This is a genomic window from Pseudoalteromonas sp. (genome assembly GCF_041613455.1).
In the GTDB taxonomy this organism is placed as follows: Bacteria; Pseudomonadota; Gammaproteobacteria; order Enterobacterales; family Alteromonadaceae; genus Pseudoalteromonas.
Genome location: NZ_JBFJHD010000004.1, coordinates 13,008 through 37,822 on the forward strand (window position 1 = coordinate 13,008; position 24,815 = coordinate 37,822).

General features: G+C 44.1%; 23 protein-coding genes. 5 read left to right on the forward strand and 18 right to left on the reverse strand.

All coding sequences use genetic code 11. From position 1 onward, the window contains the following. Window positions 1-23: 23 nt before the first annotated feature. From ABYB02_RS00810 to ABYB02_RS00870, 13 genes are all read right to left on the reverse strand, one after another. Window positions 24-509: a phosphatidylglycerophosphatase A gene (locus ABYB02_RS00810; protein ID WP_372760078.1), complete on the reverse strand. Its 486-nt coding sequence runs from the start codon at window positions 507-509 to the stop codon at window positions 24-26. Beyond that, complete coding sequence (thiL, locus tag ABYB02_RS00815) at window positions 506-1,480, reverse strand: thiamine-phosphate kinase (RefSeq protein ID WP_372760080.1); 975 nt, start codon at window positions 1,478-1,480, stop codon at window positions 506-508. Before thiL ends, ABYB02_RS00810 begins: the two co-directional genes overlap by 4 nt. A gap of 76 nt (window positions 1,481-1,556) precedes the next feature. Then, on the reverse strand, window positions 1,557-1,967 hold the full coding sequence (gene nusB, locus ABYB02_RS00820) for a transcription antitermination factor NusB (RefSeq protein ID WP_372760081.1): 411 nt from the start codon (window positions 1,965-1,967) through the stop codon (window positions 1,557-1,559). 18 nt (window positions 1,968-1,985) lie between these two features. After that, entirely contained in the window at window positions 1,986-2,450 is a 465-nt protein-coding gene (ribE, locus tag ABYB02_RS00825; RefSeq protein ID WP_008110216.1) for a 6,7-dimethyl-8-ribityllumazine synthase, read from the reverse strand. Between the two features lie 88 nt (window positions 2,451-2,538). After that, the gene (ribBA, locus tag ABYB02_RS00830) at window positions 2,539-3,651 is read right to left on the reverse strand and encodes a bifunctional 3,4-dihydroxy-2-butanone-4-phosphate synthase/GTP cyclohydrolase II (RefSeq protein WP_372760084.1); all 1,113 of its coding nucleotides are present in this window, start codon (window positions 3,649-3,651) and stop codon (window positions 2,539-2,541) included. 28 nt (window positions 3,652-3,679) lie between these two features. Then, a complete protein-coding gene (locus ABYB02_RS00835; protein WP_372760086.1) occupies window positions 3,680-4,333 on the reverse strand; it encodes a riboflavin synthase in 654 nt (217 codons plus the stop codon). A gap of 4 nt (window positions 4,334-4,337) precedes the next feature. Beyond that, the gene (gene ribD, locus ABYB02_RS00840; RefSeq protein ID WP_372760088.1) at window positions 4,338-5,486 is read right to left on the reverse strand and encodes a bifunctional diaminohydroxyphosphoribosylaminopyrimidine deaminase/5-amino-6-(5-phosphoribosylamino)uracil reductase RibD; all 1,149 of its coding nucleotides are present in this window, start codon (window positions 5,484-5,486) and stop codon (window positions 4,338-4,340) included. Between the two features lie 2 nt (window positions 5,487-5,488). After that, on the reverse strand, window positions 5,489-5,938 hold the full coding sequence (gene nrdR, locus ABYB02_RS00845; RefSeq protein WP_011329025.1) for a transcriptional regulator NrdR: 450 nt from the start codon (window positions 5,936-5,938) through the stop codon (window positions 5,489-5,491). A gap of 103 nt (window positions 5,939-6,041) precedes the next feature. Next, window positions 6,042-7,298 carry a serine hydroxymethyltransferase gene (gene glyA / locus ABYB02_RS00850; protein ID WP_372760090.1) on the reverse strand — a complete coding sequence of 419 codons (1,257 nt, stop codon included), beginning with the start codon at window positions 7,296-7,298 and terminating at the stop codon, window positions 6,042-6,044. A 263-nt stretch (window positions 7,299-7,561) separates the two neighbouring features. Further along, on the reverse strand, window positions 7,562-8,845 hold the full coding sequence (gene thrC / locus ABYB02_RS00855; protein ID WP_372760092.1) for a threonine synthase: 1,284 nt from the start codon (window positions 8,843-8,845) through the stop codon (window positions 7,562-7,564). 11 nt (window positions 8,846-8,856) lie between these two features. Further along, window positions 8,857-9,792, reverse strand: a complete 936-nt coding sequence (gene thrB, locus ABYB02_RS00860) for a homoserine kinase (protein WP_372760094.1) — start codon at window positions 9,790-9,792, stop codon at window positions 8,857-8,859. A gap of 9 nt (window positions 9,793-9,801) precedes the next feature. Next, window positions 9,802-12,219, reverse strand: a complete 2,418-nt coding sequence (gene thrA, locus ABYB02_RS00865) for a bifunctional aspartate kinase/homoserine dehydrogenase I (RefSeq protein WP_372760096.1) — start codon at window positions 12,217-12,219, stop codon at window positions 9,802-9,804. Between the two features lie 229 nt (window positions 12,220-12,448). Next, complete coding sequence (locus ABYB02_RS00870) at window positions 12,449-12,817, reverse strand: response regulator (protein ID WP_372760098.1); 369 nt, start codon at window positions 12,815-12,817, stop codon at window positions 12,449-12,451. A gap of 347 nt (window positions 12,818-13,164) precedes the next feature. Between ABYB02_RS00870 and rdgC the strand changes: the two genes are divergently transcribed. Continuing rightward, complete coding sequence (rdgC, locus tag ABYB02_RS00875; RefSeq protein WP_372760100.1) at window positions 13,165-14,076, forward strand: recombination-associated protein RdgC; 912 nt, start codon at window positions 13,165-13,167, stop codon at window positions 14,074-14,076. A gap of 65 nt (window positions 14,077-14,141) precedes the next feature. Here rdgC and ABYB02_RS00880 read toward each other — a convergent pair whose 3' ends face one another. Next, window positions 14,142-14,981 carry an HDOD domain-containing protein gene (locus ABYB02_RS00880; protein WP_372760102.1) on the reverse strand — a complete coding sequence of 280 codons (840 nt, stop codon included), beginning with the start codon at window positions 14,979-14,981 and terminating at the stop codon, window positions 14,142-14,144. Between the two features lie 282 nt (window positions 14,982-15,263). On the opposite strand from ABYB02_RS00880, the gene ABYB02_RS00885 reads away from it, so the two are divergent. Next, complete coding sequence (locus tag ABYB02_RS00885; protein WP_372760104.1) at window positions 15,264-16,958, forward strand: Zn-dependent hydrolase; 1,695 nt, start codon at window positions 15,264-15,266, stop codon at window positions 16,956-16,958. A gap of 79 nt (window positions 16,959-17,037) precedes the next feature. Here ABYB02_RS00885 and ABYB02_RS00890 read toward each other — a convergent pair whose 3' ends face one another. Together ABYB02_RS00890 and ABYB02_RS00895 are read right to left on the reverse strand one after the other, a co-directional pair. Continuing rightward, complete coding sequence (locus ABYB02_RS00890) at window positions 17,038-17,574, reverse strand: hypothetical protein (protein WP_372760106.1); 537 nt, start codon at window positions 17,572-17,574, stop codon at window positions 17,038-17,040. Between the two features lie 24 nt (window positions 17,575-17,598). Next, window positions 17,599-17,997, reverse strand: a complete 399-nt coding sequence (locus tag ABYB02_RS00895) for an HIT domain-containing protein (protein ID WP_372760108.1) — start codon at window positions 17,995-17,997, stop codon at window positions 17,599-17,601. Window positions 17,998-18,108: 111 nt separating this feature from the next. Between ABYB02_RS00895 and ABYB02_RS00900 the strand changes: the two genes are divergently transcribed. Next, window positions 18,109-20,334 carry a DPP IV N-terminal domain-containing protein gene (locus ABYB02_RS00900; RefSeq protein ID WP_372760110.1) on the forward strand — a complete coding sequence of 742 codons (2,226 nt, stop codon included), beginning with the start codon at window positions 18,109-18,111 and terminating at the stop codon, window positions 20,332-20,334. Window positions 20,335-20,393: 59 nt separating this feature from the next. Here ABYB02_RS00900 and ABYB02_RS00905 read toward each other — a convergent pair whose 3' ends face one another. Next, window positions 20,394-21,929 (reverse strand): leucyl aminopeptidase family protein, encoded by a 1,536-nt coding sequence (locus ABYB02_RS00905; protein ID WP_372760112.1) that lies wholly within the window; start codon window positions 21,927-21,929, stop codon window positions 20,394-20,396. A gap of 122 nt (window positions 21,930-22,051) precedes the next feature. Continuing rightward, entirely contained in the window at window positions 22,052-23,107 is a 1,056-nt protein-coding gene (gene dinB, locus ABYB02_RS00910) for a DNA polymerase IV (RefSeq protein WP_372760114.1), read from the reverse strand. 184 nt (window positions 23,108-23,291) lie between these two features. Between dinB and ABYB02_RS00915 the strand changes: the two genes are divergently transcribed. Together ABYB02_RS00915 and ABYB02_RS00920 are read left to right on the forward strand one after the other, a co-directional pair. Beyond that, on the forward strand, window positions 23,292-23,717 hold the full coding sequence (locus ABYB02_RS00915; RefSeq protein WP_372760116.1) for an acyl-CoA thioesterase: 426 nt from the start codon (window positions 23,292-23,294) through the stop codon (window positions 23,715-23,717). 25 nt (window positions 23,718-23,742) lie between these two features. Further along, window positions 23,743-24,795: an aldo/keto reductase gene (locus tag ABYB02_RS00920; RefSeq protein ID WP_372760118.1), complete on the forward strand. Its 1,053-nt coding sequence runs from the start codon at window positions 23,743-23,745 to the stop codon at window positions 24,793-24,795. The last annotated feature ends 20 nt before the right edge of the window (window positions 24,796-24,815 follow it).

Consider the following 24,815-nt stretch of genomic DNA (forward strand, 5'->3'; position numbering starts at 1 on the left):
CCTAGTTAAACAATTAAAATAAACTAAAAGGGTAGTAAACCTACTTTTATTAATGCTTGCAAACAAATCAGGGAAAAAACACCTGCTAGTATGTCATCTATCATAATACCAAAACCACCATGAGCACGCTTATCAAGCACACGAATGGGACCTGGTTTAGCAATATCAAAAAAGCGAAACAATAAAAAACCAACTAATAGTGTTTGCCAGCTTAATGCTGCGCCTATCATGGTGATATAAAAGCCCGCTACTTCATCCCACACAATCGCGGGGTGGTCATGCACGCCTAAATCATCAGCGGTTTTACCACAGGCCCACATACCAAATACACTGATCACCACAGCAAACACTATTTGTAACCATAATGGATAATGCATGGTAATAAATATCAACGGTAATGCCGCCAACGTGCCAAAAGTGCCTGGGGCTTTAGGAGCAAGCCCCGTGCCAAACCCTAAACCAAAAAATTGATGTGGGCGTTTTAAATTAAATAATTGCTTCTTGTTCAACTTAATTCCTTAGAAAAGTGCTCAAACCCGGGGTGTGCAAAGGTAAATTTTTCACCCTGATGCAATAATTCTATTTGCCCATCGCCACTTTTAATTTGCCCGATACAGGTTGCCTCTACACCATATTGGCGCAGCTTAATGTCGAGCATGCTTTTATTGCTGTCGGGTACGGTATAAATCAGCTCATAGTCATCACCGTAATTAAGGATAAACGGCAATTGCTGCTCAAAATCAAGGGTGTCTTTCATTGCATCTGAAGTGGGGATGTTTTCAATATTCACCGTGGCGCTTACTTGCGACATCGCGAGTATATGTCCTAAATCAGCCAGTAAGCCGTCGGAAACATCAATAGCAGACGATGCTAGACCACGTAATACTTGCCCTGCCGCCACGCGTGGAGTAGGAAAGTTAAAACGATGTTTAATTTGCTTATGGTGCTCAGGTTCAATTTTTAACCCTTGCTTGCGCGCTTCTATTGCCAGCCCGGCATCACCTAGTGGCCCGGTGACGAAAATCCAGTCACCTACTTTAGCGCCATTGCGACACAATGCAGTGCCTTCTGGCACGGTGCCTTTCGCACACACAGTTATACTTAATGGGCCCTGCGTGGTGTCGCCACCAATAATTTGCACATTAAAGTATTCAGCAATTTCATGCATGCCTTCAGTGAACTCTTCAATCCATTGCTCATCAATACTAGGCAAGGTTAACGCTATAGATAACCAAGTTGGCTCTGCGCCCATTGCGGCTAAATCACTTAAGTTTACTGCCAGTGCGCGATGACCTAATGCACGCGGCTCAATATCTGCAAAAAAGTGTATTCCCGCAACCAAAGTATCGGTGGTGATTGCAAGTTGGCAGTTTTGTGGCACGGTTACCAGTGCGCAGTCATCGCCTATCCCTAAATTAACATCGCGACGCGTAATGCCACGACCTTTAAAATAACGATTAATTAATTCAAATTCCTTCATACACAAAAAAGCCGACCTATGCCGGCTCTCCTCTTTAACGGTTGTTTATCAAGCAGTCTTAATCAGAGTGCTGATATTACTTACGTAAATGCTTAACAGCTTTATCAAGTACACCGTTTACAAATTTATGGCTATCTTCTGCGCCAAACATTTTAGCGAGTTCAATACTTTCGTTGATTGCCACTTTATAAGGAACATCTTCACGAAACTTAAGCTCGTAGCTACTTAAACGTAATATTGCACGTTCAACCATATCTAACTCATCGAATGGACGTGTTAAATGTGGGCCTACCGCCTCGTCTAGTTGCTTATAGTTTACGGCAACACCACTGGCTAAATCTTTAAAGTATTCCACATCAATTTTAGTCACATCGTTTTCGATCAACATTTGTTGTTCGATATCGGCAATCGCATTACCACTTAGCTGCCATGAATAAATGGCCTGAAGTGCTAATATACGCGCTTTACGTCTTGCTGCTGGTTTCACAAAAATTCCTTAAAAAACTTAAATTTTATCTAACACATTAACCATTTCAAGCGCACCTAAAGCAGCTTCGCCACCTTTGTTACCCATTTTGGTACCCGCGCGCTCAATTGCTTGCTCAATGCTTTCTGTGGTTAATACGCCAAATGCAACCGGGATATCATACTCAAGTGATACTTGCGCAAGACCTTTGTTTGATTCGCCAGCAACGAGGTCAAAGTGGGGTGTCCCCCCTCTGATCACCACGCCTAGTGCGATGATTGCATCATACTCTTTTTTTGCCGCAACGCGTTTCGCCGCTAAAGGTAACTCTACCGCACCTGGTACATAAATAACGGTAATATCATCTTCAGATACACCACCAGTACGTTTTAGTTCATCAACAGCACCCGCAAGGAGACTGCTTCCAATAAAGTCATTAAAGCGTGAAATGACAATGGCAAACTTTTTACCTGGAGCGTACTTATTACCTTCAATAATTTTCATTTGATAACCCTAAAATAAGTTTAAGCGGTTGCGATTGCGCAAAAATTGCTGCGTATCATACCATAAAAATAAAAAAATAGCCTAGCGCCTATTGCGGCTCAACATAATCAACCACTTCTAAGTGGAAGCCCGAAAGTGCATGGTACTTTTTAGGACGACTCATTAAGCGCATTTGCTTAATACCTAGATCAGCCAGTATTTGCGACCCCACACCCACAGTGCGAGACGTGCCGCTAAATTTACGTGGTGTAACATCTTCACCGGCATCGGCAGCAGCAAATGCTTTCACTGTAGCTTCTAACTCTTCGGTACTTTCTTGCTTGCCTAAAATAACCAGTACACCATTTTGTTCGGCAATATAAGCCATCGCGTCAGACACTCCCCAGCTACGCTCAGAGTTTCTATCCGACAGTAAAATATCGTTAAAGGTGTTTTGTAAATGTACTCGTACTAAGGTTGGCTGTTGCTGCTTTATTTCGCCCTTTACCAACGCGTAATGTAGTTGTCCATCAATCGTATCTTTGTAAGTCACTAAGTCAAACTCACCGTGCTCGGTAGGTAACTTACATTTTGCTACTTGCTCAATGGTGGTTTCATTTAGGTTACGGTATTCGATTAAATCAGCAATGGTGCCAATTTTAATATCGTGTTGCTTAGCAAAGACTTCTAAATCAGGGCGACGCGCCATGGTGCCGTCGGCATTAAGAATTTCAACAATCACAGAAGATGGCTCAAGCCCCGCTAAGCGTGCTAAATCACAGCCTGCTTCGGTATGACCGGCACGTGTTAACACTCCACCCGGTTGCGCCATAATAGGAAAAATATGCCCAGGTTGTACAATATCGCTGGGGACCGCACCTTTGGCGATAGCCGCTTGCACAGTGCGCGCTCGGTCGGCTGCTGAAATGCCCGTGGTAACGCCTTTTGCCGCTTCAATCGACATCGTAAAGTTAGTCGAAAATGCCGCGCCATTATTTTTCACCATTAAAGGCAGGTCAAGTTGCTCACAACGCTCTTGCGTCATAGTTAAACAAATTAGGCCTCGGCCATGGGTGGCCATAAAGTTAATCGCTTCAGCACTAATATGCTCGGCAGCAATAATTAAATCGCCTTCGTTTTCCCTGTCTTCGTCATCCATTAAAATAACCATTTTACCGGCTTTAATGTCTGCAATAATTTCTTCTGCGCTGTGTAAGTTCATAATTTACTCTTATAAGTTGTTAGTTGCGTTACTTAATAAAGCCCGCTTTAGCGAGTAAGCTCATTGAAATATCAGAGCCCGTTGGCTGCTCTGCACCTTTTATTAGGCGCTCTAAATAACGTGCAATTTGGTCGACTTCCAAATTAACTTGGCTGCCCACTTTAAAGTCGGCAATGGTAGTTTGCTCGCTGGTATGCGGCACTATGGTTAATTTAAATTTATTTCCTGCCACGGCATTGACGGTCAAGCTAATACCATCAATACACACAGACCCCTTGTACGGAATATACTTCATTAAACTTTCATCGGTGGTTAACCAATATTCCGTGGCGCGGGCATTAGGCGTTATCGCAGTAATCGTGGCTATGCCATCAACATGCCCTGACACTAAATGCCCCCCTAAACGCGATACCGGCTGCATCGCTTTTTCTAGGTTAACGGTTTGCCCAAGCGTATAGTTTGCAAAGCCTGTCAGGCTGATTGTCTCATTAGATAGGTCGGCACTAAAGCCATCGGCATGTTTTGCAACAACCGTTAAACATACGCCATTAGTGGCGATACTATCACCTAACTTAACATCACTCATATCAAGGTTTTTGCTTTGAATACGAATTGCTAAGTCGCCTTGTTTTTTATCTAATAAAGCAATTTTTCCGGTGGCTTCTATAATTCCAGTAAACATAGCATTACTCTTTGTTATCAAGTGAGTTTAATGGGCGTTTGCGGGCGCTAATGCGTAAATCATCACCAATCAATACACACTCATTAAAGGTTAAATCAATCGTATTCTGCATACTGATCAATTCAGGAAAATTCACTAAACTTTTAGCGTCCCCCCCCATTAACTTAGGCGCTAAATAAAAAATAAATTCATCAATTAAATCCAGCTCAACCATTTTACCGGCCAGCGTCGCCCCCGCCTCTAACCAAATAGTATTAAATTGCAACTGGGCTAACTGTTGCAATAGCGCGAGTAAATCAACTTTGTTATCACGCGCGGGCACCACAATATGCTTTACAAAATGCGGCCAACACTGTGATTTATCAACCTTAGTGGTAAAAATTATTATTTCGCTGGGAGTATTAAATAACGCCAGTTCCGGTGTTAAGCGACTTTGCGAGTCAATTATCACTCGCGTAGGTTGGCGCAAAGGTAAATCAGTGGGTAACGGCTGCGGTAACTCGCTTTCACGCACATTAAGCTGAGCGTTATCAATTAAAACCGTGTCGGCACCGCTGAGTATGGCACAACTTTGCGCGCGAAATAACTGCACATCTTGGCGCGCTGCGGGCCCCGTGATCCACTTGCTTTGACCATTTTTAAGTGCGGTTTTACCATCTATACTGGCGGCCATTTTACAGATCACGTACGGCAACCCCTGCTCCATACGTTTAAAAAAACCTAAATTAAGGGCTCGGGCTGATGCTTCTAGCAAGCCGTGCGCAACTTCAATACCCGCATCGGCTAAAATTTTCAATCCTTTTCCGGCCACTTGCGGATTGGGATCAACCATGGCTGCAATCACTTTTTTCACTCCCGCCGCTTTTAAACCCTCTGCGCAAGGGGGAGTACGGCCATAATGACTACACGGCTCAAGCGTGACATACGCCGTTGCGCCGTTGGCATTTTCACCGGCCATCGCAAGCGCATTCACCTCAGCATGACCTTGTCCCGCTAATTGATGAAAACCCTCGCCTACTATGACATTGTTTTTAACGAGTACACACCCTACATTTGGATTAGGTGTGGTTGTAAAGCGGCCTTTTTTAGCCAGCTCAATCGCACGTGCCATATACTTTTCGTCTGCGGCGTTAAACGCGTTCGAAGTGTGCATGTTTACTCCCCTAAGCGGGCAATTTCTTCGCCAAATTCACGAATATCTTCAAACGAGCGATACACCGAGGCAAACCGCACATAAGCAACTTTGTCGAGCTTTTTCAGCGCTTCCATAATGCATTCCCCAACTAAATGACTCGACACTTCTCGTTCGCCGGTGGCACGTAGTTGCGATTTTATTATATTCACCACTTCTTCTACTTGCTCGGTGCTAACCGGGCGTTTTTCGAGCGCTCGATTTAAGCCATTTAAGAGTTTATCTTCGTTAAAGGGCTCGCGGCTGCCATCTTGCTTAATAACCCGTGGCATCACCAGTTCAGCCCCTTCAAAAGTAGTAAAGCGTTCATGACAGTCATTACATTCGCGACGACGCCGTACTTGGTGACCCCCACCAACTAAGCGTGAATCAATAACTTTGGTATCCTTTGCGGTGCAAAATGGGCAATGCATAACTATATACTTCCGTTTTAAAACAAAAAAGGCCGCGTTTAAGCGGCCTTTATCTTAGCAAAAAACTAAGCGATTGTGATCTAAATTACTCCGCCTGATGCAATTAAGCGTAAACAGGCAGTTTTGCACAAATGGCTTTAACTTTTTCTTTCACTTGCGCCTGTACAGACTCATCATTAATGTCATCTAGTACATCACAGATCCAGCCAGCAAGCTCTTTTGATTCTGCTTCTTTAAAACCACGACGCGTAATTGCCGGTGAACCAATACGTAGGCCCGATGTAACAAACGGTGAACGTGGATCGTTCGGTACTGAGTTTTTATTTACCGTGATGTTCGCGTTACCCAGTGCAGCATCTGCATCTTTACCAGTGATATCTTTATCGATTAGATCCAGTAAGAATAAGTGGTTATCAGTTTTGTCAGAGACAATTTTGTAGCCGCGCTGCTGCATCACAGAAACCATAGCTTGCGCATTTTTAACCACTTGCTGTTGATATGCTTTGAATTCTGGTTGCAGTGCTTCTTTAAATGCCACGGCTTTTGCTGCAATGATGTGACATAACGGGCCACCTTGGCCACCAGGGAAAACAGCACTGTTTAGCTTTTTGTAAATGGCTTCGTCGCCACAGCCAGAAATAATTAAACCACCACGTGGGCCAGCTAATGTTTTATGGGTCGTGGTAGTTACCACATGTGCATGAGGTACAGGGTTAGGGTAAATACCCGCGGCCACTAAACCAGCAACGTGAGCCATATCAACAAACAAGTAGGCACCTACTTTATCGGCAATTTCACGGAACTTAGCCCAATCAACAATGCCAGAGTACGCAGAAAAACCACCAATGATCATTTTTGGTTTATGCTCTAATGCTAACGCTTCAACCTGCGCGTAATCAATTTCGCCGGTTGCTTCGTCTAGTCCGTATTGAATGGCATGGTAAAGTTTACCCGAGAAGTTTACGTGCGAACCATGCGTTAAGTGACCGCCGTGCGCTAAGCTCATGCCTAAAACCGTATCACCGGCTTCTAATAGCGCTAAAAATACTGCTGAGTTAGCTTGCGAACCCGCGTGAGGCTGAACGTTAGCGTAGTCTGAACCAAATAATTCGTTGGCACGGTCAATTGCTAATTGTTCTACAACATCGACATGCTCACACCCGCCATAGTAACGTTTGCCAGGGTAACCTTCTGCGTATTTATTCGTTAACTGTGAACCCTGTGCTTCTAGTACGCGGGGGCTACAGTAGTTTTCAGAAGCGATTAATTCAATATGCTCTTCTTGACGCGCCGTTTCTTTAGTAATGGCGTCAAATAACTCGGGATCAAAATCTGAAATATTCATGCTACGTTCTAACATTGGGGTCTCCTGGGCATGGTGTATGGTGTTTTTTCGAGGCTTTATTGTACGCGTAAAACGACTGTTTGCCTATGCTGTAAAGTTGAGGATATTTAAACAGGGTTTACATCTATTTCACAGGTTTTTTAAGATGATATTTTTTAATCATCACATAATAAAAATAAATGTATTTTATTTTTTATATTTGCATAACTAATGAAACCAGCAGCGCGTAACTGACCGCTAAAAACAGCGCCCTAAGACGCTGTTTTTAATCTTAACAATTATGCTAATTTACTAAGTATTTCAGTACGTAACGCATCGTAATCGGCTTTCATATCGGTGGCTAAACACGGCTTAGCTAAGGCGTCTGCCAGCGGCTTTGGCATGTCCAACTCAATGTTTAAAATTTGTTCGACACTATCTTTAAATTTTGCCGGGTGCGCCGTTGCTAAAAATATTCCCGCACTCCCCGCGCTGCGATTTTCAACGAGCCCTTGATAAGCAATAGCGGTGTGCGGCTCAGCGACATAGCCCATTTGTTGAATATTTTTCATCACCGTTTGCGTATCTTGCTCACTAACGCTGGTTGAATAAAAATTATCGTAGCTAAACCAGTCATTATCTAACATGCTTTGCACGCGCGGCCAGTTATTTGGTTTACTCACATCCATAGCGTTTGACAGTGACTCAAGCGTGGCATTAGGTGCCCAGTTTTTATCACGCATAAAACGTGGCACAGTATCGTTTTGATTGGTTGTTGCGCTTAGCTTGGCGATGGGCAAGCCAATCACCGCGCCGATCATCGCCGCGCACACGTTACCAAAGTTACCACTGGGCACCGAAATGTGTGCCGTGGCACGCTTTTCTTTAGGCAGTTGCGCAATTGCTTCAAAGTAATAGCATACTTGCGCTACTAAACGACTGATGTTGATAGAGTTGGCTGAATTTAACCCTAAGCTCGTTTTCACTTCTTCATCTAAAAAGGCGTTTTTAACTAACTGTTGGCAATCATCAAAGCTACCGTCGATAGCGTAACAATGAATATTATTACCTAGCGTTGTAAACAGCTTTTGCTGTGCCAATGATATTTTCCCTTTCGGGTATAAAATCACCACGTCGATATTAGGCTTATTATAAAATGCATGGGCAACCGCAGCCCCAGTGTCGCCCGACGTGGCCGTTAAAATGGTTACCTTTTCACCTTGATTAAACTGCGCTAAACACTCCGCCATAAAGCGTCCACCAAAGTCTTTAAACGCCAACGTCGGTCCATGAAACAACTCTAAACAATACGTATTGTCTGCGACTTCCACCAATTTTACCGGAAAGTTAAAAGCATTTTTAACCATTTGCGCTACGGTATCAGCGGGCAGTTCATCACCAATTAAATGGGCCAGTATTTTGCTACTACGGGTGACAAAGTCCATTTCTAGCAGGGCATCAAGGTTGGCAAGGGGAGCTAAGGATTCTGGAAAAAACACCCCTTGATTTCGGCCTAAGCCGGTTTTTACCGCTTCAATAAACGACACTTTTTGCGAACACTCTTTTAAATTATGTAATTGCATTACTAGCTATCCTATAAAACTGTTAATTGACGTGTGCCGTCGTTATCTAATTTACAAATATGGCAAAAGCCTTGCTCGTTAATATAATTTGCCTGCAACCACTGTGCACAGCGCTCTGCAGCGGCGAGGGTTTTACATACGGTAAATAATGTTGGGCCGGCCCCAGATATACTGACGATTTCGGCGCCCAACTCAGGCAAGCTCGCTTTTGCTTCACTAAAACCGTTTATCAATGCTGCGCGATGCGGCTCAGCGATAGCGTCTTGCATAATACTAAGTGCATCGTCAAAACGCTGCGTTAACAATAAGCTACTAAAAGCCGCTAAACGCTGTGCAAATTCAACACTGGCATGCATACTTAATTCGCTTGGTAATACTGAGCGCGCTTTGGCGGTATTAAGCGAAAATCCAGGAAAAGCTGCAACGTAATACCAGTGCTCGTCAACGGGTAAAGTAATCGATTTATTGGGTATTAAATCACCGGTCAATTGCAGCCCCCCTAAGTAACAAGGGGTGATATTATCGTAATGGCGACCACCACTCACAATCGCTTCAAAGTCGGCCATCAGCTCAATCAGTTCAACTTGACTCAAATTGGTTTTCGCAAACTTATCTAACGCGGCAAACGTGGCCACCACTGAGCAGGCACTTGAACCAAGCCCCGAGCCGATTGGTAAATTCTTTTTCAATTCTAACTTTACCGCTGGCATTTCAGGCGCAACCTGCGCTCTAAAATGCACTAAACATTGATAAGCTAAGTTTTCACTGGCATCCGCGGGAAGTTTGTCGGCGTAAGCGCCAGAACACACAAACTCATCTTGTGTTGCTGCGCTAACCACAGCAACATCGCCCAATAAGCTACCATCGATAGGCGCCAGAGCTGCGCCAAGTGAGTCAAAACCAACGGCAAAATTACCAATAGAGGCTGGAGCATATACTTCAATCATGATTAACTCCTAGCGCGATAACGTTTTTAAAATATCAGCAAATACGCCGGCGGCTGTCACTGCCGACCCCGCGCCATAACCACGTATTACAAATGGCCGTGGCTGATAATATTGGCTCAAAATAGCTAAGGCGTTTTCGCCATCGCGAATATCATAAAGCGCATGTTTTGCATCCACTGCCTCTATGCCTACCTTACAGTGACCTTGTTTAATGGTGCCTACATAGCGCAATACTTTACCTTCTGCTGCGGCACTGGCGATACGGTCGTTAAACGCGGCATCTAAGCTTGGTAGCTTTGCCATAAACTCATCAACATTATCACCCTCAGCAAATCCTGCTGGTAGTACCGACTCCACTTCTATGTCGCTTAGCTCCAGTGCTAAACCAGATTCGCGAGCAATAATTAACAATTTACGCGCCACATCGGTTCCCGATAAGTCATCGCGCGGATCGGGCTCGGTAAAGCCACTTTGTTTCGCTTTAATCGTCGCCTCAGACAACGATAAGCCATCTTGCAGCGCACCGAACATATATGACAATGAACCGGATAAAATACCGCTAAATTCAAGCAGTTCATCCCCTGCGCCAAATAACGATTTTAAGTTATCGAGTACTGGTAAGCCGGCGCCCACATTGGTTTCGTATAAAAATTTACGGCCATTTTTTTGTGTTGCCGCGATCAGTTGCTGATAGTAAGCATACGAACTGGTATTGGCTTTTTTGTTTGCTGCCACCACATGGAACCCAGCATTTAAAAAGTCGACATATTGTGCCGCTAGCGCATCAGACGAACTACAGTCTACCAGCACTGGGTTAATTAAATGGTTTTGCTGGACAAATTGCTCCACCAGCTTTAAATCAAACGCTTGCTCAGCGGCGGCCAATTTTTGTTGCCACTCATCAAAAGCAATACCTTCACTGTCTAAGTGCAACTGACGCGAGTTAGCCACCCCGTAAAGATTAAGCTTAATATTGCGCTGCTTAAGCCAAGCTTGTTGACGCTCTAGTTGTTGAATAAGTTCTTGCCCAACTAAACCACAGCCAAGTAAAAACACATCAATAGAAGGAATGTGAGTAAAGAAATTCTCATGGCACACTTTCACCGCACCATTACAACGCTCGCCATCGATCACCGCCGAAATCGAACTTTCGGTAGAGTCCTGTGCAATGGCAACTATGTTTACTTGGGCTTGCGCTAATGAAGCAAAAAACTTAGCCGCTAAGCCTTTGTGTGCGCGCATGTTATCGCCCACTAACGTCACAATAGCTAAATTACGCTTTACTTGAACGGGTTCAATTAACCCTGCTTGCGACTCTAACTTAAACGCCGTTTGCAGCGCTTCAAGTGCCAGTGCTAAATCGGCTTCATGCACACAAAAGCTGATACTAAATTCACACGACGACTGAGTAATTAAAACAATCGATACATTATCAAGTGCTAACGCATTAAACACTCTCGATGCCATACCCACTTTACCTTTCATACCTGGGCCCGATACCGTGAGCATGGCTAAATTTTGTAAACTAGAAAGCGCTTTTACCGGCTCTGCTGAAACACTTTCATTACTTATCAATGAGCCTTGCGCATCGGGGTTATGCGTGTTTTTAATTTCGCACGGTACACCGGCTTTAGCGCAAGGTAAGATTGTTTTTGGGTGCAGTACTTTTGCACCAAAGTAAGATAACTCCATTGCTTCTTTATAAGATAAAAAGTCAACTTTTGTAGCGGTTTTAATATAACGTGGATCGGCACTGTATACGCCATCAACATCGGTCCATATTTGACAGACATCAGCTTCTAAGCACGCAGCAGCAATAGCGGCGGAGTAATCTGAGCCATTACGCCCTAACGTAGTCAGTTCGCCTTGCTCATTACTGGCAGTAAAGCCTGGCATAATATAAATAGTTGCGGGATTATCTTTTAATGCCGCTTGAAAGCGCCCTTTACTTAAGGCTAACTCGGCCTCAGCATCAATATAGCCCCCAGTCGAGACAATACACTCACTCGCTTCAAGGTACTGCGCGTTTGCCTCTTTGAGTAAACACTGCATTAGTGACACACTGACGCGCTCACCAAAACTAATAATATAAGCACGTATTTGCTCAGGACAGCACTTGATCAGTGACACACCATCTAGCTTATTTTTTAGTTCGTTAAAGTTAGGCCAATGCGCCACAGCGCCGGCTTTATTTTCTACCGCTGACTTAAGTTCGTTACATCTGCTTAGCAGTGCCTGCCATTGCTGTTCAAAGTTCTCCCCTTGCTCAGCTGTACTCGCCAACGCAACCAGCGAGTCGGTCATGCCACCAGGCGCTGACAATACCAATAACATTTCATCTTTTAACTGTGCTTTGGCAAGCGCAGCGACCTGCTCTAAGCAGGCAAAATCGGCAAGCGATGATCCACCAAATTTTAAAACGCGCATTTTTTATGTTTCCTCATTCCATAAAACGAAAAAAGGCCTGAGTTCGAAGTGAACACAGGCCTTTAAATTTGTTGCACCGACCCATGCCACTATCCAGTTAGGATGGTGGTTGTAATAATAATGGTCGCTGCAAGATTAAATGTTTTCATAGCTTAAGACTGCCTTAACAACAGCTATACTGTCAACCCTCACTCAGCAGATAAAACAGTCTTTTTTTTCATCTTACACCCTAATAAATGCCAAATTTATGCAATGTATGACGCAAACTCATTTTGCTCAGTGGTTTTTCAATAAAGTTAATGGCCCCTAATTGCAGCACACGTTGCTGCATTTGCTGCTGAACATCTGCCGAAATAATCAACACAAAGCACTCTTTTTTTGTTGCCTTGATATGCTCCAGCACCTGCACCCCATCTAGTTCGGGCATGGTTAAATCAAGGCACACTAAATCAAAATGCTGCTGAGCTAATAACGCGAGCGCCTCTACGCCCGTCGCTGCTTGGCGGATATCGGCTGCAATGCAATCATTTAAACAGCGAATCACTTGTTTACGGGCTACGGCGGAATCATCACATACTAAAACAGAAAATTTTGTCATCTAGTTTGCCATGTTTAGTTAAGCTAATTTACAGTGTGTCAAATAAGGTTTGCTAGTCACCTTAGCACAGCCAGACAGAAAAAATAGCCGCACCATGACAGTCACTCACTATTAATAAATTTCATTATGCTAAGGTAGCAATCACCTTGCGTACCAATGGGCTATACCAAGTAACTCACCTCACGACGAAACAGCCTTACTTTTTATCTGTAGCGGCGATATAGCTAGTTATGAGCCACAGTCAATAAGCACGTTGCTTTAAAACTATACACAGCTAAATCAGCCGTTTCGAGATAACGATTTTATTGCTATGATTGGGCAAATTTTTTAAATGGATCTGTATTGCTATGTGGTTTAGTAACCTTATTTGTTATCGCTTTAAACAAGATGTTTTGTACACCCAAGAGGATTTCGATAAAGCATTAGAGCAAGACGTATTTCGCCCATGTACGGGCCAAGAACTGGCTACATTTGGCTGGACTAAAGCGTTTGGAAAGCACGGTGAAACCATGTCGCACTTTTCACAAAAAAGTATTTTAGTGTGCGCAAAACGTGAAGAAAAAGTACTGCCTGCTGCGGTTGTTAATGAGCTTGTTGCGGAAAAAGTCGAGCAGATTGAAGCCGAAGAAAATCGCCCGGTTAAGAAAAAAGAAAAAGACGAATTAAAAGAAAATATTTTACATACCCTATTGCCGCAAGCATTTAAAAAATCGAGCTTACAGTTTGCGTTTATCGACCAAGAAAATGGCTGGGTGGTGGTTAATAGTGGCAGCTTTAATAAAGCCGAAGAATTACTGGCATTGCTGCGTAAATCATTAGGTACGCTACCGGTTGTCCCTGCATTTGCAAACTACGATTTAGACGTATTTTTAACTGATTGGCTAACTAACTTCACTACCCCTGAAGGTTTTGCCATTGGTTCAGATGCAGAACTTGAAGAAGCTGATGATAGCGGTGCGCAAGTTAAACTCAAAGGCCATGACTTGTCGTGTGACGAAGTTAAATCGCACCTTGAAAGCGGTAAGCGTGTCACGAAACTAGCCCTTGATTGGCAAGAGCGCGTTAAGTTTATGCTACAAAACGATGGCTCAATTAAACGGTTAAGCTATGCCGACACGCTTAAAGAAGAAAATGCCGATATCCCTAAAGAAGATATGGCAGTTAAACTCGATGCCGACTTTATTTTAGCATCAGAAGAAATTAAGCAATTACTTGAAGAGTTAACCCAAGGCTTAGGCGACGCCGACGATTTAGCGTAAGTGCGCCATTAGTTTAGTCACAAAAAAGCACGCTAACAGCGTGCTTTTGTTATTTAACCGATAAACTAATCAAACATGGTTTTAACGTCATCAACCAAATTGTTGTATTCATCGCTGCCAAATAGCTCCAGCGACGGAATAATACCTTTATTTATATACACCTGTAGCGCGGCCGATTTATCAGACACTTGCAGCGTGCCCTCTAAAATAGCGCCAATACGAATAAAATCAATGTAGCTAATTTCTTTTGGCCGGTAGCTTGGGTTAGCCCAGTTTTTTGCCACCTCAACAAATTCATCGGGAAATTCCCACGCTTCTAATATCGACCCACCAACTTTACCACTGAGCTTTTGAATTGCATGGGCTAAAAAGCTTGGGTTTGCAAATACTTCATGATGACGCTCAGCTTCAGTTAAAATCGGTAACACGCCAATATTATAAATTAGTGACGCCAAAATATTTGAATCACGATTTAACGAGTTTTGCTTATTATTTTTTAAATACAGCTCCATCACCGCCATAGAGTGGCTGGCAACTATCAAAGTTTTTTTCCACGCTTTATCCATGTAGCTTTTAATTAACTCATTGTTCGATACAAATAATTGCTCCATTGCCATCGCGGTGGCAATCATCTTTATGCGGTGCAAACCAATCCGCGTTACCGCTTGATGTAAATTAGAGGCTTTGACGCTGCGGCCAATTAGCGCGCTATTAGCAACTTTAATCATGCGCGCTGAAAGCGCTGTATCTTGCGAGATCACATCCGACATTTGTATCAAATTTACATCATCACTGTCGGCTGCTTGGCGCACTTTAATGGCCACTTCCGGTAAGGTAGGCAGCACCAATGTGTCGTTATTAATTCTATCAACTAAGATGGTTAGCAAAGCATTTTCTGTAGACATAAAACATCCCTTTGATTTGTGGCCTGTAAATATATGTACACCAAGCTTAAATCGTTAAATACTATAATTATTTAGTATTAACTAATTTATCGCTAAAGTTAACATAACGATATAAATTTATTTTTTTATTTGCCAGTTATTCACTGTAAATTACCACACTAACGGCTAACGCTTGCTATTTACTACTGTGTTTTGCTTTAATGCAGTCAACAAAAAGGCAGCACGGTCATAATAATAAGTGCCTTCGCTTAATTATAAAACTTACTTTTAATAGGCAAAATAATGAATTTAAATAAAATTAGCCAAGCTATTTTACTCTCAGGTGTGGTTTTCCTTAGCGCTTGCTCAGAGCAAGCTCCTTCATCAACAGCCGCGCCGCAAGTTAAAACAGAGCCAGCGCAATCCGCAAGCCCTACCCTAGTGAATATCGATAGACAGCGTTTAGATATTTACACTGACTTTAGCTTAGAAACTGATTTATCGCATTTATCCGACAATCAAAAGGCCATGGTTGCGAAATTAATTGATGCTTCTAAAATTATGGATGAGTTATTTTGGCAACAAGCGTTTGGTGACAGTAAACAGCAGTTTTTAGCTAACTTAACTGACGACCAAGTACGTAAATTTGCGGATATTAACTATGGCCCATGGGATCGTTTAAACGGTGATCAGCTGTTTTTATCGGGTTACAAAGAAAAAGCCTTAGGCGCACAATTTTACCCCGCCGACATCACTAAAGAAGAGCTAAACCAAGCCGATATAGCAGACAAAACGGGGCTTTATTCTATTATAAAACGTGACGAGCAAGGCAAGCTTTACAGTGTCCCTTATGCCACAGAATATGCTACTGAGCTTGCCGCTGCTGCCGATTTACTACGTGAAGCCAGTCAGCTTGCCGAAGATAAAGAGTTTGCTAACTACTTAAATTTACGCGCAGACGCGCTACAAAACGATGATTTCCAAGCATCTGACTTTGCTTGGATGGATATGAAAAATAACCCTATTGATGTGGTTATTGGTCCTATTGAAACCTATGAAGACCAACTATTTGGCTACCGTGCTGCTTATGAGTCTTATGTATTAATTAAAGATTTAGCATGGAGCGAGCGCCTCGCTAAATTTGCTGCCTTTTTACCTGAGCTACAAAAAGGCCTACCGGTTGATGATAAATACAAACAAGAAGTCCCGGGGTCCGACGCCGACTTAAATGCCTACGACGTTGTTTACTATGCTGGTCATTCAAATGCGGGCAGTAAAACCATTGCAATTAACTTACCCAATGACGAGCAAGTGCAGCTTGAAAAAGGCACCCGCCGTTTACAGCTAAAAAATGCCATGCGTGCCAAGTTTGATAAGATTTTAGTGCCGATTGCCGAGCAGCTAATTGTTCCTGAGCAACGTAAGCATATTACCTTTGATGCGTTTTTTGCCAACACCATGTTTCATGAAGTGGCGCACGGCTTAGGTATTAAAAACACCTTAACCGGTAAAGGCACTGTGCGTCAGTCACTGCAAGAGCATGCCAGTGCGCTTGAAGAAGGCAAAGCCGACATTTTAGGCTTGTACATGATTGAGCAACTGCTTAAAAAAGGCGAAATTAGCGAAGGAACACTTGAAGATTACTACACCACCTTTATGGCGGGTATCTTCCGCTCGGTGCGGTTTGGCGCATCAAGTGCTCACGGCAAAGCCAATATGATCCGCTTTAACTTCTTTGCTGAACAAGGCGCGTTTTCTAAAAATGAAGCGGGCTTATACCGGGTCAATATGGAAAAGATGAGCGCGGCAATGGAAAAACTATCACGCTTAATTTTAACCATTCAAGGTGATGGCGATTATCAACAAGTCGATGCGCTAATTCGCACTCACGGCGATATTAAAGCTGAACTTGCTAAAGACTTAGCAAAGCTAAGCCAAGCGAATATTCCGGTTGATGTCACCTTTAAACAAGGTAAAGCGGTACTAGGTCTTAAATAACGTCACTTAGTGAGTTAAAGTTAACTGAAAAAAAACGCCGTGATGCTAGATCACGGCGTTTTTGTTATTGGCTAAGTTATTATTGCTCGCTGGCCATTAACTGTGTCACCACAGGCGCTAAACTGGTTAAACCAAAGCGACGGCCTTTTTCTATTGCGGCCTCTGCGCTCAAGCCTTGTTTATGCGCATCTAAAGCAATTAACGCGCCCACTCTATTGCTACTGGCGCAATGTAAAAACACCGGTTCATTATTATATTTAGCAAGTAACTCAGCAAGCTGCTGGGCATTTTCGTAGCTCACATCATTAGCACCGGCCACGGGTATGCTATGGTATTGCATTTCCAACTGCTGCACTGTTGCCGACTCATCAAAACTTTGCTCTGATGCGGGGCGTAAATTAATCACATGCTTAATGCCAAGCTTAGCGAGCACCGCTAACTGCTCAGCGCTTGGCTGGCCACCGGTAAACACCTGATTAGGCTGTTGACTGATATTTTTAATCGCCATTTGTGATACAGCGTCGGCATTAATTTCAGTTGCTGTGCTAACACGACTAGTAGCAACAAGGGCTACACATAACAGTGCAGAGTACACGCTCGATAATTTTAATTTCATAATATGCCTCTTATCTTTTTTAACTTAAAAGTGACTTTTTAGCTGTGCTATTTGTTCATCCGTATAAGCGATTGCGGGGAATTTACCCCATACCGGCGCCGGCCACGCTGCATCGGTTTTGTAGCGCACAATATGATGAATATGTAGTTGTGGCACCATATTCCCCAACGCCGCCACATTGAGTTTATCTGGAGTAAAGACACTCATTAACAGCTTACTTAACTTAGCAGACTCTGTTAAATAAACAATTTGTTGCTCATCAGACAGGTCGATAATTTCTGTTAAATTAGCTTGCCTTGGCACCAGTATAAACCATGGATACTGGCTGTCATTCATTAGCAGCACTTTACACAGTGGCCAATCTGCAAGCTCTATACAATCGCGCTGTAGCTCGGGGGCTAATTCAAAACCGGGAGTGCTCATTACTCATCACCTCATTAGTCTATAATATAAGTTACTTTATAGCATTTAGTTGCAGTTGCACACGCTTGTGTTTTACCATCAAAGCAATTTTATTCAAGCTAAGACACCACTATGCTAAAAACAATAAAACACCTGTCGTTGGCCATTCCACTTGTAGCCAGTGCGGTTAGTGTACAAGCAAAACCCTTAACCTTAGAGCGTATTTTTGACGATCCCAGTTTATCGGGTAAGTCTCCGATACAATTAAAGTTTTCACCCGACGGCAGTCGCGTTACTTACCTCCAAGGTAAAACCGATGACTACAACCGCTACGATCTGTGGGAATACAACTTAAAAGATAATACTAACCGCTTGTTAGTCGACTCGGCTAAGCTATTTTCGGGCCCAGAAAACCTCTCTGATGAAGAAAAAGCGCGCCGTGAGCGCCAACGTATTTTTGGTAAAGGCATCCTTGAGTACAAATGGTCTAAAGACGGTAAAGCGTTGTTATTTCCACTCAATGGCGACCTTTACTACTATGAGTTAGCCACCAATAGCAGTAAAAAACTCACCAATACCGACGCCTTTGAAACCGATGCCCGCTTTTCACCTAAGGGAAATTTTGTCTCGTTTATTCGCGAACAAAATTTATATGCGTTAGCGCTTGATTCTGGGAAAGAGCTTCAGCTGAGTAAGGATGGCGGCGGAGTGATTAAAAACGGCATGGCCGAATTTGTCGCGCAAGAAGAAATGAGCCGCATGACCGGTTACTGGTGGGCTGACGATGAGTCAAAAATTGCCTTTACACGGGTTGATGAAAGCCCAGTAAAAGAAGCTATTCGTAACGAAATTTACGCCGACGAAGTTAAACTATTTAACCAACGCTACCCGTTTACCGGTACGAACAACGTGAAAATACAACTCGGTGTGGTGTCATTAAATGATCAACAGCTTGATTGGGTTGATTTAGGCAGCGATGACGATATTTACCTGGCGCGCGCTAAGTGGTTAAAAGACAGCAAAACGCTGTCGTATCAATGGCAAAATCGCTCACAGCAAACGTTAGAGCTGCGCTTTTATAACAGCGCAACTAAAACACAAAAAGTAGCACTCACTGAAAACAGCGATACCTGGATCAATCTGCATTTTGATCTGGAATTTTTAAAAGACAACAAGCACTTTGTGTGGGCCTCTGAACGCGATGGCTTTAAACATTTATACTTGTACCGCACTAACGGCCAACTGGTACGGCAAATTACCCAAGGCGACTGGGTGGTTGACGAGTTACAAGGGATAGACGAGAAAAAAGGCCTGGTTTATTTTTCTGCTCGCAAAGACACGCCACTAGAAAGCCATTTATACAGTGCGCCCCTTTATAAAAAAGGCGAGCTAAAGCGTATTACCAAGTTAGGCCAGTACCATGATGTGGTACTTGCCAAAGATAATAAAACCTTTATTGATAATAGCTCAGCGGTGAATAAGCCTAATGCTGCGGCGCTGCGTAAAATTAACGGCGAGTTTATTACTTGGCTAGAAGAAAACAAGCTCGATAACAGCCACCCATTAACGCCTTATTTAAGCGATTTGGCCGAGCCTGAATACGGCACGCTAAAAGCTGACGATGGCCAAGTAATGCATTACCGCTTATTTAAGCCAAGCAATATGGCTAATGGGAAAAAGCACCCGGTTATTGTGAACGTGTATGGCGGACCACACGCACAGCGCGTAACCAACAGCTGGCGCAGTAAAAACCTATACTTTCAGTACATGGCGCAACAAGGCTACGTCATTTTTCAACTCGATAACCGTGGCTCGTACAATCGTGGTAAACAGTTTGAAGATGCCATTTACAAACACTTAGGTGTAGTTGAAGTGGCCGACCAAATAACGGGCGTCGAGTTTTTACGCACCTTAGAGTATGTTGATCCCGAACGGATTGGTATTTATGGTCACAGCTATGGCGGCTATATGGCATTAATGACCATGTTTAAAGCTGGTGACTACTTTAAAGCGGGTGTGTCGGGCGCTCCGGTAACCGATTGGGCATTGTACGACACCCATTATACTGAGCGTTATTTAGGTCATCCGGCAAGCAATGCTAAAGGCTATCACGACAGTGCGGTATTCCCGTATAGTGACGGCTTAAAAGGCCCGCTGATGATTTACCATGGTATGGCCGACGATAACGTGTTGTTTACCCACGCCACTAAGTTATTTAAACAATTACAAGATACCAATAAAGAGTTTGAAATGATGACCTACCCAGGCTCTAAGCACAGTCTGCGCGGTAAGCAAGTGCAAACGCACTTACACCAAACCATTACTAACTTCTTTAACCGTCATTTTGCAGTTAAATAATAATCTATAAATACAAAAAAGCCCTGATAATTCAGGGCTTTTTTATTAGTTACGATTACTTACAAACAGTAATGCGCGAATAAACTGCTAACTGACGCGGCGGTTGGTTTACCATGTTGCCAATCGCCCCCTTCAACGCCACTGCCGGCAATATCCATATGCACATACGGTAACGGCAGGCTTGAATCGTTGCCGTGTTTATCTAAGCCACCCACAATCGCTAAAAACGCCATCGGGAATTGATGCCCGCGCGCCGTTACTGCTGAAGCAGCATTGTTACTTGACAGTACATCGTCGGCTAAGGTGCGCGGTTTTACAAAGTCGTAATCTTCACGGCGAGAGCGCGACACTTCGGCGCCATCGGCCCATAAATCACCACAATCGGCAAGCTGGCGCGATATATTCGCACTGCGTGCCGGGCCATTTTCAACGTAGGCTCCATAAGGCCCCATTGCACGGGCGGCATGGCCGGTTAAAGTAGCCACGGTAAACAGCGTGGGGTTTATTTCGTTTTTAGCTAAGTCTTTCATTTCGCTAAGTAAGTCGCCCATTGCTAAACGCCCTTCGGCATCGGTATTACCAATGCGCACTCGCACACCTTCGCGGCTAGTAATAATTTCATCGGGAACAAAACAGTCTGAGCCAATCGAGTTACGCACTACCGCTAAATACGCAATCACTTTAACGCCTTTCGGTTGATAGTCAGCCACCGCTTTCATAAAGCCTGCCACCGACGCCGCGCCGCCTTTATCGCGGCTCATGCCCGCCATATAGCCGCCCACTTTTAAATCTGCACCGCCGGTATCGTAAACCAAACCTTTACCCACAAACATTAGGGTACGAGTAACCTCGCCTTGTGGCACATATTCCAGCTTTACAACCCGTGGGTGATGACGCTCAACCGCGTACGAGGCGCGCGCTACCGTGCTTAACATTGGGTAGTTTTTATCAATCGCCGCTAAGTCGTCAATCACTTCAACCGCGACGCTTGAGCCGTTAAATAAATCAACACAGTAGTCAGCAAAACGCGGGGGCGCCATACGCTCAGGCTCAGTACCACATAAGTCACGCGCGGCATATTGCCCTGCAGCCAATGCATTCACGGCTTTCACTGTTTGCTCTGTAGCTCCCACTACCCCAATTTGAGTAATAGGCTCAATCGCTACGCCGTGGTGCTCGCGCGCTTCAAGTGGTTGCCACAAGGCTTGGCAGGCACCTAAAAAAGCCACTTCAAGCGCATGCTGATACCGGCTGTCGGCATTTATATTCGGTAAGTAAATTGCAGGGTTAACACTGCCCGATGCTTTCGCTTCATTTATGGCAAGCTTTGCAGCATCAAAATAACGGCGTACGTCGTCGTAATCTCTATTTAATGGCCCGGTTGGCGCCAAAATTACCCGCTTATTTTCAATCACTAATAATGTTACTTGGTTACCAATACGAGAATCTACTTTTGCGTGTGCTGTAATCGCATCGCGTAATGGGTTATTAGCTAATTGCGAAAAGTCATCACTGATGATAATGAGTGCGTCATGTGCGGTGCATGCAAGGCTAGCGCTCACTGGCTGAGCCACTACTGCTTTGGGGTATGCCATAAATAAAGGTCCTATTAAAAACATCAGTGCTTATTATCAATTATTTGCCTATTGAAAACCAGCAAGCTGCGATAAGCGAGGCGCTTTTGCTTACCGGTACTGGCAACATGGGGCTACAGCGTTTACACATCCAGTATGCTGAGTTGTAAATTATGCTCTGGTTGATTTTTTATGCCCACGCCAATGCCCAACAACCGTACCGGTTGTTGCAGCCCACGTTGATACGCTTTAGTGAGTAATTGGCTAAAGACTGCGGCGTCTAGTTGGTGGTAAGCCTGATCAGCCGAGGTCACCACAAAATTGGCAAACTTCACTTTAACACTCAGTTTATTGATTTGCTGTTGTAGTTGTTGCTTATGCAGCCGCGTGGTTAATTCTTCAAGTAACGAAGGCAATTGCGCGAGGCACTCGTGTAAACTGGTTTTATTGTACTCGTAGGTATGCTCAACGCTGAGCGATTTACGCACCCGCTCAGTAGACACTCGGCCTATATGTTCACCCGCGCACTTTTGATATAACGACACGCCAAAATTACCTACATGCTGCTGCATCCAAGTCACGCCTTTTTCGCGTACATCTTGGCCGGTATACAATCCCTTTAAGTTCAGCTTTTCAAGCGTGACTTTACCCACCCCGGGAATTTTACCCAGCGGTAACTGCGCTAAAAAGGCATCTACTTGTTCGGGCAATACCACAAACTGGCCATTGGGTTTATTTTCATCGCTGGCAATTTTGGCAATAAATTTAATCGGCGCAATGCCCGCCGAAGCAGTCAATCCGGTGGTATTAAAAATGTCGGCACGAATTTGCTCAGCAATAAGCGTAGCGCTCCCCTTGCAAGCAGTACTTTGAGTAACATCAAGGTAAGCTTCATCCAAGGATAACGGCTCAATTAAATCGGTATAACGGCTAAATACCGCGCGAATTTGCTGTGATATCTGCTTATAAACCGCCATGCGCCCCGGCACTATTACTAAATGCGGGCACAGTTGTTTAGCCCGATAATTCGACATCGCCGAGCGCACACCATATTCTCTGGCAAGGTAATTGGCTGTAGACAGCACCCCACGACGGCTATTGCCCCCTATCGCCAAGGGTACGTTCGCCAACGCAGGGTTGTCGCGCATTTCTACCGCCGCATAAAAGCAGTCCATGTCTATATGAATAAACTTTTTCATCACCGCATAACAACTGTTTATTTATACAGCCATTATTATGGCATCGCTATTAATTAGCAACCCTAATATAAGTTAATAATAGCGTTGAGCGCCTAGTGCAGCGCGGTTGAAGCATTTTAATTATCTTGAGGTGGCTGGCGCATATTGCTAACCTAACGACTTTAAAGCAAAGGACGATAAGTGTATGCAAACGTTTAAAGATCAACACCCTATTCATACCGATATTACCGTTGCGTGGGGGGATATGGATGCCCTACAGCACGTCAATAATGTGGTTTATTTACGCTACTTTGAAGTAGCGCGCATCGACTTTTTAACTAAAATAAATTTGTTTGATACCATTAGCAGTAACGGTGTGGGTCCGGTGATCAGCGAAAATACGATTCGCTATAAGCGTCCAGTAACGTTTCCCGACACCTTGACGGTAGGCGTGACCATCAGCGATATTAAAACGGATCGCTTTATGATGAACTACAGCGTGTTTAGCCACGCACAAAATACCATTACCACCACCGGCAGCTCGCAAGTCGTGATGTTTGATTTTCAAAGCGGTAAAAAAGCGCCCATTAGCGAACCGCTGTTATCTGCGATACAACAATACGCCCAATAATAAGCCAGTAAACTAAGGAGCTTTCATGCAATACAACCCACTAGGTAGCAGTGGTGTAAACGTTTCTCGAGTCTGCTTAGGTAGTATGACATGGGGTTTACAAAATACGCAACGTGACGCCGATGAGCAAATAGCCTATGCACTTGATCACGGTGTAAACTTTATTGATACCGCTGAAATGTACGCGGTGCCTCCCTCACCCGACACCTATGGTAAAACCGAGCAAATTATTGGCAACTGGTTAGCCCGTAATCAAGATAAACGCAGCGATATTGTGCTGGCCACTAAAATTGCCGGCAATGGTTTAGAGTGGATCCGCGATGGCAGTGATATCACTCGACAAACCGTGATTGCTGCTGTGGATGAGTCACTAAAGCGGCTGCAAACTGACTACATTGATTTGTATCAGTTACATTGGCCTAACCGCGCTACTCCCCACTTTGCCAAGCAATGGCCCGGCATGCTTAAATTTACCGAGGTAGATACGCAACAGCAAACGGCCAATATGCTCGACATTCTTGAAGGCTTAAACGACTGTGTAAATGCGGGAAAAATAAAACACTGTGGCCTGTCAGACGACACGCCTTGGGGAATTAGCCAGTTTTTAACGTTAGCGAAACAGCATAATCTACCGCGCATGGTGTCAGTTCAAAACGAGTTTAGCCTAGTGCACGCCAAAGATTGGCCGTATTTAGTCGAGCAATGTGTGCATGAAGACGTCGCCTATTTACCTTGGTCACCGCTGGCGGCAGGCTCATTAACCGGTAAGTATTTAAACGGTGCACGCCCTGCAGGAACGCGTTGGACCTTTATGCAGCGTAACGGTATTTTTCGCGACACTCCTCATGCGCAACAAGCCATTAAGCAATACGTAGCGCTCGCTCACGCCCACAATTTAACTCCCGCAGAGCTTGCCCTAGCGTGGTGTAATCAAGTCGATGGCGTCACCTCTACCATTATTGGTGCCACCTCTATGGCGCAGCTAAAAGAAGACATTGGCGCGTTTAATATTACCCTAAGCGCTGAAATCCTTGCTGCTATAAATAGTATTTTTCGCGATCACCCCATGCCATATTAAGCAACTACGCGTTAGCTAAA

What these genes read in the sequence shown, in the direction of transcription:
- thiL (WP_372760080.1), bottom strand. Translation starts at nt 1,480, where the DNA reads ATGAAGGAATTTGAATTAATTAATCGTTATTTTAAAGGTCGTGGCATT.
- ribE (WP_008110216.1), bottom strand. Translation starts at nt 2,450, where the DNA reads ATGAAAATTATTGAAGGTAATAAGTACGCTCCAGGTAAAAAGTTTGCC.
- ribBA (WP_372760084.1), bottom strand. Translation starts at nt 3,651, where the DNA reads ATGAACTTACACAGCGCAGAAGAAATTATTGCAGACATTAAAGCCGGT.
- ABYB02_RS00835 (WP_372760086.1), bottom strand. Translation starts at nt 4,333, where the DNA reads ATGTTTACTGGAATTATAGAAGCCACCGGAAAAATTGCTTTATTAGAT.
- ribD (WP_372760088.1), bottom strand. Translation starts at nt 5,486, where the DNA reads ATGCACACTTCGAACGCGTTTAACGCCGCAGACGAAAAGTATATGGCA.
- nrdR (WP_011329025.1), bottom strand. Translation starts at nt 5,938, where the DNA reads ATGCATTGCCCATTTTGCACCGCAAAGGATACCAAAGTTATTGATTCA.
- glyA (WP_372760090.1), bottom strand. Translation starts at nt 7,298, where the DNA reads ATGTTAGAACGTAGCATGAATATTTCAGATTTTGATCCCGAGTTATTT.
- thrC (WP_372760092.1), bottom strand. Translation starts at nt 8,845, where the DNA reads ATGCAATTACATAATTTAAAAGAGTGTTCGCAAAAAGTGTCGTTTATT.
- thrB (WP_372760094.1), bottom strand. Translation starts at nt 9,792, where the DNA reads ATGATTGAAGTATATGCTCCAGCCTCTATTGGTAATTTTGCCGTTGGT.
- thrA (WP_372760096.1), bottom strand. Translation starts at nt 12,219, where the DNA reads ATGCGCGTTTTAAAATTTGGTGGATCATCGCTTGCCGATTTTGCCTGC.
- ABYB02_RS00870 (WP_372760098.1), bottom strand. Translation starts at nt 12,817, where the DNA reads ATGACAAAATTTTCTGTTTTAGTATGTGATGATTCCGCCGTAGCCCGT.
- rdgC (WP_372760100.1), top strand. Translation starts at nt 13,165, where the DNA reads ATGTGGTTTAGTAACCTTATTTGTTATCGCTTTAAACAAGATGTTTTG.
- ABYB02_RS00880 (WP_372760102.1), bottom strand. Translation starts at nt 14,981, where the DNA reads ATGTCTACAGAAAATGCTTTGCTAACCATCTTAGTTGATAGAATTAAT.
- ABYB02_RS00885 (WP_372760104.1), top strand. Translation starts at nt 15,264, where the DNA reads ATGAATTTAAATAAAATTAGCCAAGCTATTTTACTCTCAGGTGTGGTT.
- ABYB02_RS00890 (WP_372760106.1), bottom strand. Translation starts at nt 17,574, where the DNA reads ATGAAATTAAAATTATCGAGCGTGTACTCTGCACTGTTATGTGTAGCC.
- ABYB02_RS00895 (WP_372760108.1), bottom strand. Translation starts at nt 17,997, where the DNA reads ATGAGCACTCCCGGTTTTGAATTAGCCCCCGAGCTACAGCGCGATTGT.
- ABYB02_RS00900 (WP_372760110.1), top strand. Translation starts at nt 18,109, where the DNA reads ATGCTAAAAACAATAAAACACCTGTCGTTGGCCATTCCACTTGTAGCC.
- ABYB02_RS00905 (WP_372760112.1), bottom strand. Translation starts at nt 21,929, where the DNA reads ATGGCATACCCCAAAGCAGTAGTGGCTCAGCCAGTGAGCGCTAGCCTT.
- dinB (WP_372760114.1), bottom strand. Translation starts at nt 23,107, where the DNA reads ATGAAAAAGTTTATTCATATAGACATGGACTGCTTTTATGCGGCGGTA.
- ABYB02_RS00915 (WP_372760116.1), top strand. Translation starts at nt 23,292, where the DNA reads ATGCAAACGTTTAAAGATCAACACCCTATTCATACCGATATTACCGTT.
- ABYB02_RS00920 (WP_372760118.1), top strand. Translation starts at nt 23,743, where the DNA reads ATGCAATACAACCCACTAGGTAGCAGTGGTGTAAACGTTTCTCGAGTC.